Origin of the sequence: Enterococcus sp. DIV0176 (assembly GCF_050528535.1) — a bacterium.
Classification (GTDB): domain Bacteria; phylum Bacillota; class Bacilli; order Lactobacillales; family Enterococcaceae; genus Enterococcus_B; species Enterococcus_B thailandicus.
This window is the reverse complement of the sequence record NZ_CP172879.1, coordinates 1959413-1976012: the sequence shown is the minus strand read 5'-3', so window position 1 is coordinate 1976012 and position 16600 is coordinate 1959413. Positions and strand designations below refer to the sequence as shown.

General features: G+C 37.6%; 12 protein-coding genes. All 12 read left to right on the top strand.

Annotation, left to right across the window (positions count from 1 at the left end; all coding sequences use genetic code 11):
* Nucleotides 1–54 precede the first annotated feature (54 nt).
* Nucleotides 55–1482 (top strand): 6-phospho-beta-glucosidase, encoded by a 1428-nt coding sequence (locus IGJ66_RS09170; RefSeq protein WP_430616525.1) that lies wholly within the window; start codon nucleotides 55–57, stop codon nucleotides 1480–1482.
* A 16-nt stretch (nucleotides 1483–1498) separates the two neighbouring features.
* Nucleotides 1499–3616, top strand: a complete 2118-nt coding sequence (locus tag IGJ66_RS09165; protein ID WP_430616524.1) for a glycoside hydrolase family 3 N-terminal domain-containing protein — start codon at nucleotides 1499–1501, stop codon at nucleotides 3614–3616.
* Between the two features lie 174 nt (nucleotides 3617–3790).
* Nucleotides 3791–4810 (top strand): LacI family DNA-binding transcriptional regulator, encoded by a 1020-nt coding sequence (locus tag IGJ66_RS09160; RefSeq protein ID WP_430616523.1) that lies wholly within the window; start codon nucleotides 3791–3793, stop codon nucleotides 4808–4810.
* A gap of 126 nt (nucleotides 4811–4936) precedes the next feature.
* Entirely contained in the window at nucleotides 4937–5797 is an 861-nt protein-coding gene (locus IGJ66_RS09155) for an ABC transporter permease (RefSeq protein ID WP_197485188.1), read from the top strand.
* Nucleotides 5798–5813: 16 nt separating this feature from the next.
* Nucleotides 5814–6728 carry a carbohydrate ABC transporter permease gene (locus tag IGJ66_RS09150; protein ID WP_067480314.1) on the top strand — a complete coding sequence of 305 codons (915 nt, stop codon included), beginning with the start codon at nucleotides 5814–5816 and terminating at the stop codon, nucleotides 6726–6728.
* A 12-nt stretch (nucleotides 6729–6740) separates the two neighbouring features.
* The gene (locus IGJ66_RS09145) at nucleotides 6741–8384 is read left to right on the top strand and encodes a sugar ABC transporter substrate-binding protein (protein ID WP_067480317.1); all 1644 of its coding nucleotides are present in this window, start codon (nucleotides 6741–6743) and stop codon (nucleotides 8382–8384) included.
* A gap of 316 nt (nucleotides 8385–8700) precedes the next feature.
* Complete coding sequence (locus IGJ66_RS09140) at nucleotides 8701–9327, top strand: YesL family protein (RefSeq protein ID WP_430616522.1); 627 nt, start codon at nucleotides 8701–8703, stop codon at nucleotides 9325–9327.
* A 4-nt stretch (nucleotides 9328–9331) separates the two neighbouring features.
* The gene (locus IGJ66_RS09135) at nucleotides 9332–10264 is read left to right on the top strand and encodes an ROK family protein (RefSeq protein WP_430604789.1); all 933 of its coding nucleotides are present in this window, start codon (nucleotides 9332–9334) and stop codon (nucleotides 10262–10264) included.
* Between the two features lie 224 nt (nucleotides 10265–10488).
* Nucleotides 10489–11760, top strand: coding sequence for a UDP-N-acetylglucosamine 1-carboxyvinyltransferase (locus tag IGJ66_RS09130; RefSeq protein WP_430616521.1), 1272 nt, complete (start codon nucleotides 10489–10491; stop codon nucleotides 11758–11760).
* The gene (gene rho, locus IGJ66_RS09125) at nucleotides 11757–13052 is read left to right on the top strand and encodes a transcription termination factor Rho (RefSeq protein WP_067480328.1); all 1296 of its coding nucleotides are present in this window, start codon (nucleotides 11757–11759) and stop codon (nucleotides 13050–13052) included. The genes IGJ66_RS09130 and rho overlap by 4 nt, the downstream gene beginning before the upstream one ends.
* Before the next feature lie 98 nt (nucleotides 13053–13150).
* Nucleotides 13151–13414, top strand: a complete 264-nt coding sequence (locus IGJ66_RS09120) for a type B 50S ribosomal protein L31 (protein ID WP_067480331.1) — start codon at nucleotides 13151–13153, stop codon at nucleotides 13412–13414.
* Between the two features lie 247 nt (nucleotides 13415–13661).
* A complete protein-coding gene (locus IGJ66_RS09115; protein WP_430616520.1) occupies nucleotides 13662–16505 on the top strand; it encodes an endo-beta-N-acetylglucosaminidase in 2844 nt (947 codons plus the stop codon).
* Nucleotides 16506–16600 lie beyond the last annotated feature (95 nt).

The following is a 16600-nucleotide window of genomic DNA, read 5'->3' as shown; positions in this document are numbered from 1 at the left end:
TAAGTCAGATTTCCTAACTATACTAAGGGCATTAACTAATTGAGGTGACCAATAATGGCAAATAAATTTCCAAAAGATTTTTTATGGGGTGGCGCAGTAGCAGCTCATCAAATTGAAGGTGCTTGGAATGCTGACGGCAAAGGAATCAGTATTGCTGACGTAATGACAGCTGGTGCAAATGGGGTTGCACGAGAAATTACGAAAGGTGTGATCCCTGGTAAAAATTATCCCAACCATGAAGCAATCGACTTCTATCATCGTTACAAAGAAGATATTGCTTTGTTTAAAGAATTAGGCTTAAACGTGTTTCGAACATCAATCAACTGGGCAAGAATTTTTCCGAATGGAGATGAGGAAGAGCCAAATGAAGCAGGTTTGCAATTCTATGATGATTTATTTGATGAATTATTGAGAAATGGAATTGAACCGGTGATTACTTTATCACATTTTGAAATTCCTTATCATTTACATGAAGCATACGGTGGATTCAAAAACAAAAAGTTGATTGATTTCTTCGTTCATTATGCTGAAACAGTCATGACACGCTATCAGAAAAAAGTGAAATATTGGATGACCTTTAACGAAATCAATAATCAGGCAGACGGACAACATGAGCTACACACTTGGACCAATTCTGCCATGCTTTTTCAGGCGGGTGAAAATAAAGAAGAATTGACTTTTCAAGCAGGTTTAAATGAGTTGATTGCCAGTGCAAAAGTCGTTCGACTAGGACATAAAATCAATCCTGAGTTTCAAATTGGTTGCATGATGGCGTACGTATCAGTTTATCCATATTCTTGTAATCCAGAAGATTTAATGGCATCCGTCAAAGTAATGGATCGTCGCTTCTTTTATTCTGATATTCATGCTCGTGGTGTTATTCCTACTTATGCCAAAAAATATTGGGAAGAAAAAGGGTATCAAATCGAAATTACCGAAGACGAAACACAAGCTTTGAAAGAAGGAACAGTTGATTATATTGGTTTCAGTTATTATATGTCTGGTGCAGTAACGACTTTACCAGAGATTTCAGGGGAAAACATCACTGATTTTCCAGGTGCAAAAGTAGTTCGAAATCCTTATGTTCAAGCAAGTGATTGGGGTTGGCAAATTGATCCAGTCGGGCTGCGTTATACCTTGAATGTTGTCTATGAACGTTATAATCTACCTCTTTTTATTGTTGAAAATGGTTTTGGTGCCTACGACCGATTAGAAGATGGGCAAGTCCATGATACCTATCGGATTGACTATTTGCAAAAACACATTGAGCAAATGAATCTGGCTGTACATGTTGATGGTGTTGATTTGCTGGGCTATACACCTTGGGGGATCATTGATTTAGTTAGCTTTGGTTCCGGTGAAATGGAAAAACGCTACGGTATGATTTATGTTGATAAAGATAATGAAGGCAAGGGAAGTTTGGTTCGTTTGAAAAAAGATTCCTTTGCTTGGTATCAAAAATTGATTCAAGAAAATCAATAGCCTAAAGGAGCACATCATGGAAATTCGTGAACTAAAAAAAGTAATGGACAAGTTAAGTCTAGCTGAAAAAATTGGGCAATTAGCTCAAGTAACGCCTAATTTTTTTGGAAATCAAGGAGAAATTACTGGCCCAATGTCAGAGTGGTCAATGGGGATGGATCAGCTTTATCAAGTAGGATCTGTTTTAGGTACCCACCGAGGAACGGAAGTCAGAAAAATTCAAGAAGATTATTTAGCGCACAGTCAACATCAGATTCCTTTAATGTTTATGGCAGATGTTATTCATGGTTATGAAACGATTTTTCCGATTCCATTAGCGCTAGCTAGTAGTTTTGATCCTGAATTGATTGAAAAAGTAGCAAAGGCATCTGCCGCAGAAGCTGCCAGTGAGGGTATTCAAGTAACTTTTTCTCCGATGGCAGACTATGTCAAAGATCCTCGTTGGGGACGCGTATTAGAAAGTAATGGTGAAGACCCTAGACTTTCTCGCGCATTAACAGAAGCGTATGTCAAAGGCTATCAAGGAACAAATTTAGCAACAGAATCACATCGTGTAGCGGCTTGTGTGAAGCACTTTGTTGGTTACGGAGCTGCCGAGGGTGGTCGTGATTATAATACGGTAGATTTTTCTGATGTTGAGTTGTACCAAAACTATCTGCCTGCTTTTGAAGGAGCAATTGCGAATGGCGTAAAAATGGTTATGACGTCATTCAATAGTTTACATGGGGTACCAGTAACGGGAAATCGAAAGCTGATTAAAGGAATTTTGCGAGATGAATTGGGTTTTGACGGTGTCGTAATTTCAGATTGGGCAGCAATTGCTGAGTTGATGAATCACCGCGTAGCTGAAAACCCACGTGAAGCAGCAAAAAAAGCCTTCGAGGCAACCGTTGATATCGATATGATGACAGATTGCTATTTAAATGAGCTTGCAGAAATGATTGAAACAAAAGAGCAATTAAAAAAATTAGATGAAGCAGTTTGGCGTATCTTGACTTTGAAGAATGAGTTAGGCTTATTTGAAAATCCGTATCGTGGGCTGGACGTGACGGTTGATTTATCTGAACTCCAAGAATTAAGTTATCAAGCAGCTCTTAATTCTGCTGTACTTTTGAAAAATAATGCTGTTCTACCTTTAGAATCAACAGAAAAAATTTTATTGATCGGTACGAAAGCAACAACACAAGACGTACTTGGAGCATGGTCATGGATTGGCGATTCGAAAAAAGCCATTTCATTTGCTAGTGGGCTAAAACAGCAATTTTCTGAAGTCCAGCTTATTTCAGTGACTGACCAACTTGACAAAAAAGCAATTGAGCAAGCAATCCAAGTCGCTGATAAAGTTATCATCGCAGTTGGGGAGAAAAGCGAAGAAGCGGGCGAAGCTGCAAGTCGCGCAGAATTAAAATTAACAGCGATCGAACTCGAATTGATTGATTTATTAGCGACAGATGAGATTGAAAAGATTTTAGTGACCTTTAGTGGACGCCCATTAGTTCTGACAGATGTCGTTGAGAAAGTAGATGCTATTGTTTCTGCTTGGTTTTTAGGTAGCCAAACAGGAGATGCTTTAGCGATGCTTTTGAGTGGTGCAGAAAATTTTACGGCACACTTACCGATGAGTTTTCCTCGTAGTGTTGGGCAACTGCCTTATTCTTATCAAGAGATGTCGACTGGACGGCCACAAACAAAAGAAAACTATCATGAAAAATATATTTCACGCTATATGGATGAAGAAAACCATCCATTGTACTGTTTCGGTCATGGATTGTCTTATAGCGAGTTTCAATATAAAAATTTTTCCCTCTCAAGTGATACGCTAACAAAAGAGGAAGAGTTGACAGTGAGTTTTGAAGTGAGGAATAACTCCAAGATTAAAGGGTGGGCGTTACCACAACTTTATTTCCAAGATGAGGTTACCGAAGTTATTCGACCAAAAATCGAACTTTTGAAGTGGACAAAAGTTGAACTAGCTGCAGGCGAAACGAAGAAAGTCGAGTTTGTAGTTTCGCCAGCTGAATTGGCCTATAGTCATATAGATTTAAAAAAGACGATTGAATCGGGCGGATTTCGTTTATTTTTAGGGGAAAGTGTAGCGAATATTGTGGCAGAAAGCCGATTTCTCCTAACATAATTTTTTTAGTGGTACAGCTTGTGCCACTATGACTTTTTTTTCAAAAGTGGGAAACGAAAACCATTAAGAGGACAAGTTATTGTTTTTGAAAACGTTTTTATTTATGATGTGAATGTAAAAAAAACTTCTTTACTTATTTAAGAAAAATAAAAACGTTTTTATTTGGAGGGAGTTATGAAAGAACGAATAACTATTCGTGAAGTTGCTCAAGAAGCGAATGTCTCAATTGCGACTGTTTCAAAAGCATTGAATAATGTTGATGTGGTAACACCAAAAACAAAAGAAAAAGTCCTGACTGCGGCTAAAAAACTGCATTATACACCGAATTTATTTGGTAAAAATCTAAAAGCAAAACACACCAATATGATTGGCTTTTATACGCATACGATTATCGGTCCTTACTTTAGTACCCTGATCGAAGCAATCGTGAAGGAAGCAGAACAGCATCACTATGGTGTGAACGTAATTATTTCTTCTGATAAAAAGGTGCTAAGCTCGCATCTATTAGGAAATATGGTTGATGGGTTTATCGGATTTGAAGATCTGATTGATGATGAAGCACTAGGTACGATTCAGTCAGAAGGAATCAAAGCTGTTTTTATGGATCGAGAAATTGAGGATCAAAGTATCAGTAGTGTGGTCTTTTCTTCTCGAAAGGCTGGAAAATTAGCGACACAGTATTTAATTGAAAAAGGACATCAAAAAATTGGTTTTTTACCCGGACATCCAGGTGTCTATGATAGTGATGAACGTTATTTAGGCTTTGAAGAGACCATGAAGGAAGCTGGATTGACAATTAACGAACAGTGGATTATCCCAGGATTATTTGAAGAAAAAGCTAGTTTTAACAATATGAAACAGTACTTAAACATGCAAGAAAAGAACAGCTGGCCTACAGCGTGGATTGCTGGAAATGATTTAAGTGCAATCGGCGTTATCAAAGCAATCGAAGGGTTAGCCATGTCGGTACCAGAAGATTTTAGTGTGGTTGGGTTTGATGATATTGAATTACTTCGTTATTTCAAACCAAAGATATCGACGATTCGGAATCCGATTCGTGAGCAGGGACGTCAAGCAGTTATTGAGCTATTGCATTTGATTGATAACCAAAAAACTGGTGAGAATAAAAGTTTAGACTGCCAGTTGATTGCGGGAGAAACAGCGAAAGAGTTGCGTAACAAACACGAAAGTTAGCGTAATAGATTTAAAAGGAAAAATAACGAGGAGGAAGATCAGTTGGAAGCAAAAGTAAAACCAACACTAAACGTTCGTATCAAGAAGTGGTTTCGAAATTTTGGTCGCCAGTGGCAATTACAATCGATGGCGATTCCAGGTATTGTCTACATGATTATATTCAGCTTTATTCCCATCTATGGCTTAGTGATTGCTTTTAAAAATTATACAGTGATTGATACGATTGAAAGTGCACAATGGGTGGGACTGGAAAACTTTAAAATTATTATGGAAGATAAATATTTCTGGCAATCAGTGGTCAATACGTTAGGAATTAGTGGCTTAAAACTAGCTTTTGGTTTTGTCCTACCGATTATTATTGCGGTGATGATTTATGAATTAAGAGACAGCGTCTTCAAACGGACGATCCAAACGATTTCTTACTTACCACATTTCCTTTCTTGGATCATACTCGGCGGGATGTTGATTACTTGGTTTTCTTCTAACGGAATGATTAATGAACTTTTGAATTTCATTGGTATCCAAGCGAAGCAAAACCATATGTTGGATGCAGGAAAATATTGGTGGATTGCTTCTTTATCTGATGTATGGAAAGAAGCCGGGTGGGGAACGATTTTGTACCTTGCGACGATGTCACGAATTGATCCCACGTATTACGAAGCAGCAAAAATGGATGGTGCCACTCGAATGCGTCAAATTTGGAGTATCACGATCCCGATGATCCGAAATATTATTTCTTTAAACTTGATCCTTAGTGTAAGCGGTTTATTTAATTCGAATTTAGATCAGACATTGGTTTTAATGAACTCACAAAATCAACCCAAAGCAGAAGTAATCAATTCATATGTTTATCGAGTTGGTTTAATGCAGGGAGATTTTTCTTACGCCACGGCTGTTGGATTAGGTATTTCAATCATTTCAGTTATCTTACTGGTTGCAACGAATATCGTAACTAAGAAATTAAACGATAATCAGTCCGTTTTATAAGAAAGGAGTAAAGACGATGGAAAAAAGAAAATTATCTTTATCAAAACCCAAGAGTAATGTTGTACAAGACAAAGACAGTAAGATCTTTAACTTTGTCAATGTCTTGCTCTTGCTAGTTTTCACAATCATGATTATCGTACCTGTTTGGAATATTGTTGCTTCCTCTTTTGCTTCAAGTGATGCTTTGGCAAAAGGAGATTTTGTCTTTTGGCCTTCGGAAATCTCGATGGATAACTATCGAAAAGTGCTTGGCGATTCCTCTATGTGGCAGGCATTGATTATCTCGATTGGAAAAACGGTTCTTGGTGTGTTAGCACATACGGCTTTTTGTGCAATTATGGCCTATGCTTTGTCTAAGCGCAATTTAAAAGGTCGCAATCTTTACTCGACAATGGGAATTATTACGATGTTTTTCTCAGGGGGAATGATCCCAACCTATTTATTAATCAAATCGTTAGGCCTGTTGAATACTTTTTGGGTTTATATTATCCCGGCGTTGTTGTCATACTATGATGTTATTATTTTAATGAATTTTTTCCGTGATGTACCGACTTCACTAGAAGAGTCAGCAAAAATTGATGGCGCAAGCGATTGGGGCGTTTTCTTAAAAATTTTTGTGCCATTATCAAAGCCAGCACTTGCAACAATTGCCCTCTTTCACGGTGTCTGGCAATGGAATGATTTCATGACAGCAAAACTGTATGTTACGGATAAAGCACTCTATCCATTACAAATGAAACTTTATGAAATCATTACACAATCTCAGGCAGCTTCGCAGCAAGGATTGAATGCTGCTGTTGAAATCAGTACTACATCTAAAGGAGTACAGTTGGCAACGATCGTTGTTACGACCGTTCCAATTTTAATCATTTATCCATTGCTACAAAAACATTTTATCTCAGGCATGATGCTTGGGGCAGTCAAAGAATAGGAGGAATAATCAATGTTTGGAGTCTCAAAGAAAAAGGTCGTAGGTATGTTGGCATTAACGAGTACGGTGTTACTAGCTTTAGGTGCTTGTGGTAGCGGCAAAGAGGAAGCATCAGCAGATAAAACAGTAGAACTTCCCTCAATTGAAGATCGCTATACACCAGAGAAAGATACACCTGCTTGGAAGTTAGATAAAAAAGAAGAGGCAACGAAATTAACTTGGTATGTCAATGCCGACTGGTGGAATACTGAATTTGGGAAAGATATGGTGACAAAAAAAGTAAAAGAAGACTTGAATATTGATATTAAATTCATCACAGGTGATGACACAAAATTAAATACTTATTTTGCTGGTGGTGACATGCCAGATATCGTGACTGTCTTTGATTCAAATTCACAAGTAGCTAGAAAAGCCAACTCTTGGGCGCTTCCATTACAAGATCTAGCTGAAAAGTATGATCCATATTTCAATCAAGTGGCACGTCAAGAAACATTAAACTGGTACAAACTCTCAGATGGAAAATCTTATGGCTATCCAGATTATTCAAATGTTCAAGCAGATTTTGACAGTGGTGATATTTTTGCCCGTGATGCGTTCATTATTCGAAAAGATGTCTATGAAGCAATTGGCAAACCAGATTTCACTACACCAGATGGTTTTGTTGCTGGAATGAAGAAAATCAAAGAACAGTTTCCTGAATTGATTCCGTTTGGATTTAATGACTTTGCCAAAGATGGTTCATCCAATGGTTCAATGGATAGTGTGGTTCAAGATATGCTGGGTGTTCCTTATACAGATGGTGATGATTACTACGATCGTAATTTAGACGAAGATTATATCAAATGGGTCAAAGCATTCCGCCAAGTCCATGAAGATGGAAATATCTCGGATGACACGTTTACTGATGATGGTGATAAATTCAAAGAAAAATTACAAACTGGAAAATATGGCGCTGTAATGATTGGTTCATTTGTTAACCAAGGTATCCCGCTGCAAACATTTAAAGCTGCTAATCCTGATTCTGAATACATTGCAGTTGATGGAATTCAAAGCACCAAAGGAAATGATCCAACGTTAACACAGGCAGGTATCTCTGGTTGGATGATCAACTATATTGGTAAAAATTGTCAAGATCCTGCAAAAGCAATCCAATTATTTACTTATTTGCTAAGTGATGAAGGAGAAATGTTAACGAACTTTGGGATTGAAGGCGAAACTTATACCAAAGATGGTGATAAAGTACAATGGACAGATGAAGCAAGAAAAATTCAACAAGAAGATCCAGAAAAATGGCAATTGGAGTATCGAATGGGTGAATTTATCCAGTTTGGTCATGACCGTTTTAAAGCAATGAACGATGATTCCTACGTTGATGCAGTTAAACAAATGCAACAATGGGGAGAAGGCAAACTAACTTCTCAATTCTTAACGGAAAATATTGGACCAGATGCTGGAAGTCAAGAAGCGCGTGCCTTAAGTGCCATCCAAACAAACTGGAGTACAACATTGGTTGGTATGTTACGTGCTAAAGATGAAAAAGAACTAGATGATTTATTAGCTAAGTACAAAACGTTCCAAGAAGAAAACAAAATCGATGATGTGAATAAAGTTCGTAATGAGAAAATTCAAGAGAATAAAGAAAAATTAGCGATGTAATCTTTAAAAATAAAAAAGAAGTCTTAAATAAAAAAGAGTTTCTCAAAAATGTACGCATCAATTTTCGAGAAGCTCGACTTCTTTTTGAAAAAAGAAGTCTGTGAACACCTACGAAATAAACAGAGTTCGTTCAAATAAGCTAGCTGAATGACGGCTAAAAATGTTCAAAGAATCAAAATAAGTGCCATAGTTTTGAATTGAGGCGAAATGACTGAACTACCTTGTGACGAAAAGTTAAAATGCGAGCAACGAAACATTTCTAATCTGTGACCATCTTTTTGATTTGTGTGAACAGGATTATTCAGGAGGAAAAAAAATGCAAAAAATTTTTAGTACAGAAGGTAAAATCTACGAAGGAATGCAACGAATTTATCAAGTGCTATTATTGACGATTATTTTTATACTTTCCTGTTTACCAGTACTCACAATTGGTGCGGCGATGGCTAGTGCTTATGGGACTGCTTATAAAATGGTAGATCATAGAGAAGGCATCTTGTATAAAGAATATGTTCATCAGTTTAAACAAAATTTTGTTCTGGCAACGAAAATGTGGTTGCTGATTTTGGGTGTGAGTAGTGGTGTTTTTTTTCTGTTGCCTTTCATTCAACCGTTATTGATTGGAAATAAAATTGCCTATTATTTAGTAATGTTATTTGTCACATTACTTGTTTTGATGGGATTATATCTGTTTCCGTTAATTGCTCGTTTTGAAAATAATTTAACAGGAACATTGGTCAATGCTTGCATCTTATCACTAAAACATTTACCAAGTAGTATCCTGTTGTTTTTTATAACAATTGGTGGAGGGATAATGCTGCCTCTTTATTTGCCAAGTTTATTATTTGCATGGCTCTTTTTAGGAATCGGCACGATCATTTTTATCAAAGCAAAGTTATTGTTGGGCGTTTTTCATTCGTACGAGAATTTAGAAGAGGGAAGTTGATCATATGTATGTAGGATTTGATATTGGTGGAACGACTGTCAAATATGGTGTTCTAGATGAAGTTGGGAATATTTTAGAAAAATCTGCAATTCCAACAAATTATCAGTTGGCAGACTTTTTGGTTGAGCTAGATACAATCGTGAAAGATGCTCAAAAACGATATGAAAAAATTGAGGGGATTGGTATTAGTGCGCCAGGTATTATCCAAGAAGATGGATACATGCTTACTGCTGGTGCAATTAGACCTTTTTATGGAGCCAATATCAAAATAGAACTGGAACGACTAACTGGCTTGCCCGTTTCTATCGAAAATGATGCGAATGCCGCAGCGATTGCAGAACATTGGATTGGGAATGCACAAGGGCTAGAAAATTATTTATGCATTGTTTTAGGAACAGGTATTGGCGGAGGAATCGTGCTCAATGGGGAAGTTTTTCGAGGCGCTCATGGGATGGCTGGCGAATTTGGGTGGAGTATCATTGATCACTTACCAGCAGAAGGCGATATCGAAGAAGTTTCGTGGAACAAACGAGCAGCAACCGTTGGCGGTCTCTGTTATCAATATAATTTGAGCCAAAAAAAATTAGATGCAGCTGCACCAATGATTTTAGATGCTCGAGAAATTTTTCAAAGAGAGGCAGAAGGAGAAGTGCTGGCAATCAATATAGTAGAACAATTTTTAACAGATCTATCTGTGGGAATGTTGAATCTGATTAGTTGTTTTGATCCAGAACTGATTTTATTTGGTGGAGGAATCAGTTCCAACGAGGAATTTAATCAACGATTTCAAAAACGTTTGGAAGAAGTGATGAATCGTCACGAATCAATTCATTATCTTAAAAACAAAACGATTGCTGCTGTTCGCCCAGCTAAATTACAAAATGATGCAGGCATGATTGGTGCTGTTTATCAAATTCATCGTCAAGTGACAAAGTGAATAAAGCACTTGATTATTCAAAGAACGTTTGAGAAAAAATAGTTCAAATTAGTAAATAGAAAGCAGGCTGGAAAATTATTTTTCAGTCTCTTTTTTTTTGTAAAAAAGTGGTCGAAAGGGACAATAAAAAGTTGTTTATGTGTAGATATGATCCCAAGCTTTTGAAAAATGACAGTCTATGGTAAAATTAGCGAGTATGAATAAATTAAGAATAGGTGGATTTTATGAAGAAAATCGTTATCAATGGTGGCCGTTCACTAACAGGTGAAGTAACGATTAGTGGGGCAAAAAATAGTGCTGTGGCATTGATTCCGGCGGCTATTTTAGCAAATTCCCCAGTGATTTTAGAAGGTGTCCCTGATATTCAGGATGTCCATTCATTAATTGAAATTTTAGAAATTATGGGTGCAAAGATTACTTTTTCAAATAACGTATTAGAAATTGATCCAACAGAAATCGTATCTGTGCCAATGCCAAATGGGAAAATCAATAGTTTACGTGCATCGTACTATTTTATGGGAACATTATTAGGAAAATTTGGTGAAGCTGTAGTTGGCTTGCCTGGTGGCTGTTATTTAGGTCCGCGACCAATTGATTTACATGTTAAAGGATTCGAGGCGCTAGGCGCACAAGTTACAAATGAACATGGCGCAATGTATTTGCGAACTGAAAATGGCCAAATGCAAGGAAATCGAATTTTTATGGATGTTGTTTCTGTAGGTGCGACAATCAATGTCATGCTTGCGGCAGTAAAAGCAAAAGGCCAAACAATTATTGAAAACGCGGCTCGTGAGCCAGAAATTATTGACGTTGCGACATTATTGAACAACATGGGTGCAAACGTTCGTGGTGCAGGTACGGACATTATCCGTATCGACGGTGTTGATGAATTACATGGTTGTCGTCATTTCATGATTCCTGACCGAATTGAGGCGGGAACGTACTTAGCTCTTGCAGCAGCTGCAGGAGATGGAATAAAAGTAAAAAACGTTATTTATGAGCATCTTGAAAGCTTCATTGCTAAATTACAAGAAATTGGTGTCAAAATGAAAATCAGTGAGGACGAGATTGAAGTCTATCCGGCGATGGAGTTGAAAGCTGTGAATGTGATGACTTATCCATATCCAGGTTTTGCGACAGATTTGCAACAACCATTGACGCCATTATTGTTAATGACATCTGGCACCGCAGAAATCATTGATACGATCTATGCCAAGCGTGTCAATCATGTACCTGAGCTAGCGCGAATGGGTGCAGACATTTCAGTTGAAGGAAACATGATTATTATAAATGGTCCAAGTAAGTTACATGGGGCAGAAGTTGTGGCATCTGATCTTCGTGCAGGAGCTTGTTTAGTTATTGCTGGGTTGCTAGCAGAAGGAACGACGACAATTTATAATGTCGAATATATTTTACGTGGCTATGATCATATTATTGAAAAGTTGACTGCTTTAGGTGCATCAATTGAAATGATTGAGGAAGTGGAGGCCGAATGAGCGATTATTTGACAATGGCGGAGCTGGAAAATAAAACGTTAAAAGAAATTTACAGTTACGCAAAGGATTTTAAAATTCCTTATTACAGTAAAATGAATAAAAAAGAACTCGCACTCTCTGTCATTCGTGCACAAGCAGAAAAACAAGGATTCTATTATATGGAAGGAATTTTAGATATCGTAGGACAAGATGGGTATGGATTTTTACGTCCAATTAATTATGGTCCCAGTGTAGAAGACATCTATATTTCTGCTTCACAAATTCGCCGTTTTGGTTTGAGAAATGGGGATAAAGTTGCCGGGAAAGCCCGCCCACCGAAAGAATCAGAACGTTATTATGGCTTGATGCATGTTGAAAGTGTCAATGGAAAAGACCCAGAAGAAGCGAAAGAGCGCCCTCATTTTCCAGCACTAACACCTCTTTATCCACAAGAACAGTTAACGTTAGAAACGACTACTAATCGATTATCCACACGAATGATTGACATTTTTTCTCCTGTTGGTTTTGGTCAACGTGGCTTAATCGTTGCTCCACCTAAAGCAGGGAAAACAACGGTTTTAAAAGAAATTGCAAATGGCATCACTGAGAATTATCCTGATGTTGAATTGATTGTTTTATTAATTGATGAACGACCAGAAGAAGTGACCGATTTAGAGCGTAGCGTAAAAGGTGATGTGGTGTCTTCAACGTTTGATTTACAACCACAGAATCATACGCGTGTCGCGGAATTAGTTTTAGAACGTGCAATGCGTTTGGTTGAAGATAAGCGAGATGTTGTCATTTTAATGGACAGTATCACGCGACTTGCCAGAGCCTATAACTTAGTCGTTCCGCCAAGTGGTAGAACTTTAAGTGGAGGGATTGATCCAGCTGCGTTGTACAAACCAAAGAAATTTTTTGGAGCGGCACGTAATATTGAAGAAGGCGGGAGCTTAACGATTCTAGCAACTGCTTTAGTCGATACGGGTAGTCGAATGGACGATGTCATTTACGAAGAGTTCAAAGGAACGGGAAATCTTGAACTCCAATTGTCACGTGAATTGGCAGAAAGAAGAATTTTCCCAGCAATCGACATCAAAAAATCAGGAACTCGTAAAGAAGAGTTATTGATTCCAAGTGCGCAATTAGAAGAAATTTGGAAGCTACGGAAAAATATGATTGGTGATTCTTTGGAATACACTGAGCAATTGATTCGTTTCTTACGAAAAACGAAGAACAATCAACAATTTTTTGCGGAGTTTCAAGATGTTTCCTTTGGTAAGAAAAATCAAATGAGAAATCAAAAAAGATAATTGCAACCTTGAATGAAACATGATAAGATGTTACTGTTGTAAATCGACAAATCAACTCTGGTTCAGCAAATGAAGCAGGGCAAAGGAGCGAAAAAACTATGAAAGCAAACATTCATCCAGATTACCATCCAGTAGTATTCATGGATTCAACAACTGGTTTCAAATTCTTGTCAGGTTCAACAAAATCTTCACAAGAAACAGTTGAATGGGAAGACGGTAATACATACCCAGTAATCCGTGTCGAAGTAACTTCTGACTCACATCCATTCTACACTGGACGTCAAAAATTCACACAAGCAGACGGACGTGTGGACCGTTTCAACAAAAAATACGGTCTCAAAGATCAAAACGCTGCAGAATAATCAAATTATTGTTTATGCAATATTTGGCAGGCCTCATCTTCGGATGGGGTCTGTTTTTTTGCAGGTTTTTTATACTTGGTTCTCGACATAGCCGAATTAGTTCATTGAAAACAAAGAAAAAATCGCACATAATAAATTAGTTTGAATCTATATTTTGTATTCACATTTCTATAGTTTGTTCATGTACTTATCTCTAAGTAAGCGCTATCATTTTACTGGGATAAAAAAACTATAGGAGGAATCATGGATGAAGTGTTGGTTTAAAAGTGGAGTAGGGCTGTTGTTGGCAATTGGTGTAGTTGGTGTCTCAGGATGTGGCGTCAAAAATCAAGCAGAGTCAAATTCGATTGACTATCAAGAAACGGAAGAAGCAAAAGTTGATCGAGGGATGGCTAATCAGCCAGAATCTTCTTATTGGTTTCCAGAAGAGTTATTGCAATGGGACTTTTCAAAAGACGAAGATGCAAAATACAATGTTAGTGCTGTACCATTGGCACAACGGGTAGATAAAACAAAGTTGATTCCTTCAAATAAAACACAAAATACAGAGATGAAAGTAGTCGCTTTATCCATTATGAACAGTAGTACCAGTGGCAATGCACCACGAGGTGTGAACACTTTTGATGCCAATGTTTTTTCTAACTGGCAATATATCGATCAATTAGTTTACTGGGGGGGTTCATCTGGTGAAGGAATTATTGTTCCACCAAGTCCGGATGTGATTGATGCGGCTCATAAAAATGGTGTGCCAGTGTTAGGAACTGTGTTCTTTCCACAAACTGCGCATGGTGGAAAAATCGAATGGCTAGATACTTTCTTGGAAAAAGATGCTAATGGGACATTTCCTTTAGTTGACAAGCTGATTGAAGTTGCGCAAAGTTACGGGTTTGATGGCTGGTTCATTAACCAAGAAACAGATACAGTTGTGACTAGCTTTGATGAAGCTAAAGAAAACAAAAATGCTCAAACAGCAGATAAAGCTGGTGGATTGAACAAAGAACATGCCGATTTGATGCAAGAATTTATCAAAGAATTTAAAGGGAAACAAGCTGATTTAGATATCATGTGGTATGATTCGATGACATCTGAAGGAAAAATGGATTGGCAAAATGCTTTGACCGATCAAAACCAAGCTTATTTAGTAGATGCAGACATGAATCCAGTAGCGGATAGCATGTTTTTGAATTTTTGGTGGAATACGGAGCAATTAGCAAGCAAGGAACTTTTGAAAGCATCTAAGAAAAAAGCAAATGAATTAGGCATTGATCCTTATGATTTATTTGCAGGAATCGATGTTCAAGAAAAAGGTTACGCTACCCCAGTTGATTGGGAGTTATTTGTGGATGATAAAGGTGTCCCTTATACTTCTTTGGGATTATACGTTCCTAGTTGGACGTACAGTTCTGCTAGTGATCCAGATGATTTTCAAAATCGAGAAGAACGTTTTTGGGTCAATGACAAGGGAGATCCAACTCAAAATATCGCCTTAAAAGGGCAAGATTGGCCGGGAGTTTCGACGTATGCGCTGGAGCAAACAGCAATCACTTCTTTGCCTTTTGTAACGAATTTCAATACAGGAAATGGGTATAATTATTTTATCAAAGGCCAAAAGGTATCAAGTCTAGATTGGAATAACCGAAGCATGCAAGATATCATGCCGACTTACCGTTGGATAATGGAGCATGAAAATAACAATGATTTATCAATTAGAATGGATTATGCAGATGCTTTCAATGGAGGTAATTCATTATTGTTTAGAGGAAATATGACAAAAAATGCGGTTAGCCAAGCGAAGCTTTATCGAATGGAAACAACGCTAACAAAAGATTCAGAGATAACTACAACCGCTAAAGCATCAGATGCTACCAAGCTGGAGATTGTCTTGACGTTTGAAGACGGAAGTACAGAAACAGTTGCATCAAGTCAAAAAGTAACAAATGATTGGACAACCTTGAAGTATTCATTAGAAAAATTTGCAGGAAAAACAGTCACATCACTTTCTTATAAAATAACTTCAGAAAAAACAAATGACACTTATGAATTACATTTAGGACAGCTTGCAATGACGGACTCACCTGCTACAGAAAAAATGGCTGTTGCAAATGCTGAAGTGGAAGATGTTGTTTTTGATGAAGAAGAAAGTAATTATGCAGGGATTCGTTTGACATGGGATAGTAAAGACAGTGAAGCAGAACATTATGAAATTTATCGAATAAATAAAGATAATACTCGTTCTTTCCTAGGTGCAACACCTGCGACGACACATTACATCAATGGACTGGAAAGACAAAAGAACGTGCAACAGACAAAATTGGAAATAGTTCCCGTTGATGCTCTTGGAAATCGAGGCATGGCATCAGATCCAATCTCTTTTGAATGGCCAGATAATACATTACCAAAAGCAAGTTTTACGGCTTCTAAAACATTGGCGGCTCCCGGGGAACAAATTAGTTTCACAAATACATCTTCTTCCAATACGGACAAAGTAACTTGGGAATTTGAAGGTGGCGATATTGAAACAAGTACCGAAAATGAGCCTGTCGTTACTTATGATAAAGAGGGTGTGTATAAAGTAAAACTGACCGCAGAAAATGAAGAAGGAAAAACACCGATTGAGATGGAAGGTTTGATTACAATCAGTCAAAAAGTCCCTGCCGAATTGGTGTTGCTATCTTTAAATGCGAAAACAGAAGCCTCTTCGTTTACAAATGATTCGGAAGCGCCTGAATTTGCAGTTGATGGGAAACTTGAAACAAAATGGTGTGCAACGGGAACACCTCCCCATGAAATCATTGTCGATTTGGGTAATAGCCAAACAGTCAGTGAAGTTCGATTCGCACATGCAGAGGCTGGTGGCGAAAATGCAGATATGAATACAAAGGCTTATACAATCGAAGTAAGCCAAGATGGAAAAGAGTACAAGAAAGTTTCACGAACAATCAATAATACGGAAAAAAATAGCACCAATACCTTTGCCGTGGAACAAGCACGATATGTGAAAGTAACTGTGGATAAACCTACACAAGGTTCAGACACAGCAGTGCGAATGTATGAATTGGGTGTTTATGGAATGAAAGATTTATTGAAATAAAAAATTGACAAGAAGATAGGTCAGCCCTATTGCAAAAAAAGGAAACAAGTGAATAAAAATTTAGGAGCTGTGACAAAACTCGTGTCACAGCTCTT

Coding starts and splice junctions, on each gene's coding strand:
- IGJ66_RS09170 (WP_430616525.1), top strand. CDS start 55: ATGGCAAATAAATTTCCAAAAGATTTTTTATGGGGTGGCGCAGTAGCA.
- IGJ66_RS09165 (WP_430616524.1), top strand. CDS start 1,499: ATGGAAATTCGTGAACTAAAAAAAGTAATGGACAAGTTAAGTCTAGCT.
- IGJ66_RS09160 (WP_430616523.1), top strand. CDS start 3,791: ATGAAAGAACGAATAACTATTCGTGAAGTTGCTCAAGAAGCGAATGTC.
- IGJ66_RS09155 (WP_197485188.1), top strand. CDS start 4,937: ATGGCGATTCCAGGTATTGTCTACATGATTATATTCAGCTTTATTCCC.
- IGJ66_RS09150 (WP_067480314.1), top strand. CDS start 5,814: ATGGAAAAAAGAAAATTATCTTTATCAAAACCCAAGAGTAATGTTGTA.
- IGJ66_RS09145 (WP_067480317.1), top strand. CDS start 6,741: ATGTTTGGAGTCTCAAAGAAAAAGGTCGTAGGTATGTTGGCATTAACG.
- IGJ66_RS09140 (WP_430616522.1), top strand. CDS start 8,701: ATGCAAAAAATTTTTAGTACAGAAGGTAAAATCTACGAAGGAATGCAA.
- IGJ66_RS09135 (WP_430604789.1), top strand. CDS start 9,332: ATGTATGTAGGATTTGATATTGGTGGAACGACTGTCAAATATGGTGTT.
- IGJ66_RS09130 (WP_430616521.1), top strand. CDS start 10,489: ATGAAGAAAATCGTTATCAATGGTGGCCGTTCACTAACAGGTGAAGTA.
- rho (WP_067480328.1), top strand. CDS start 11,757: ATGAGCGATTATTTGACAATGGCGGAGCTGGAAAATAAAACGTTAAAA.
- IGJ66_RS09120 (WP_067480331.1), top strand. CDS start 13,151: ATGAAAGCAAACATTCATCCAGATTACCATCCAGTAGTATTCATGGAT.
- IGJ66_RS09115 (WP_430616520.1), top strand. CDS start 13,662: ATGAAGTGTTGGTTTAAAAGTGGAGTAGGGCTGTTGTTGGCAATTGGT.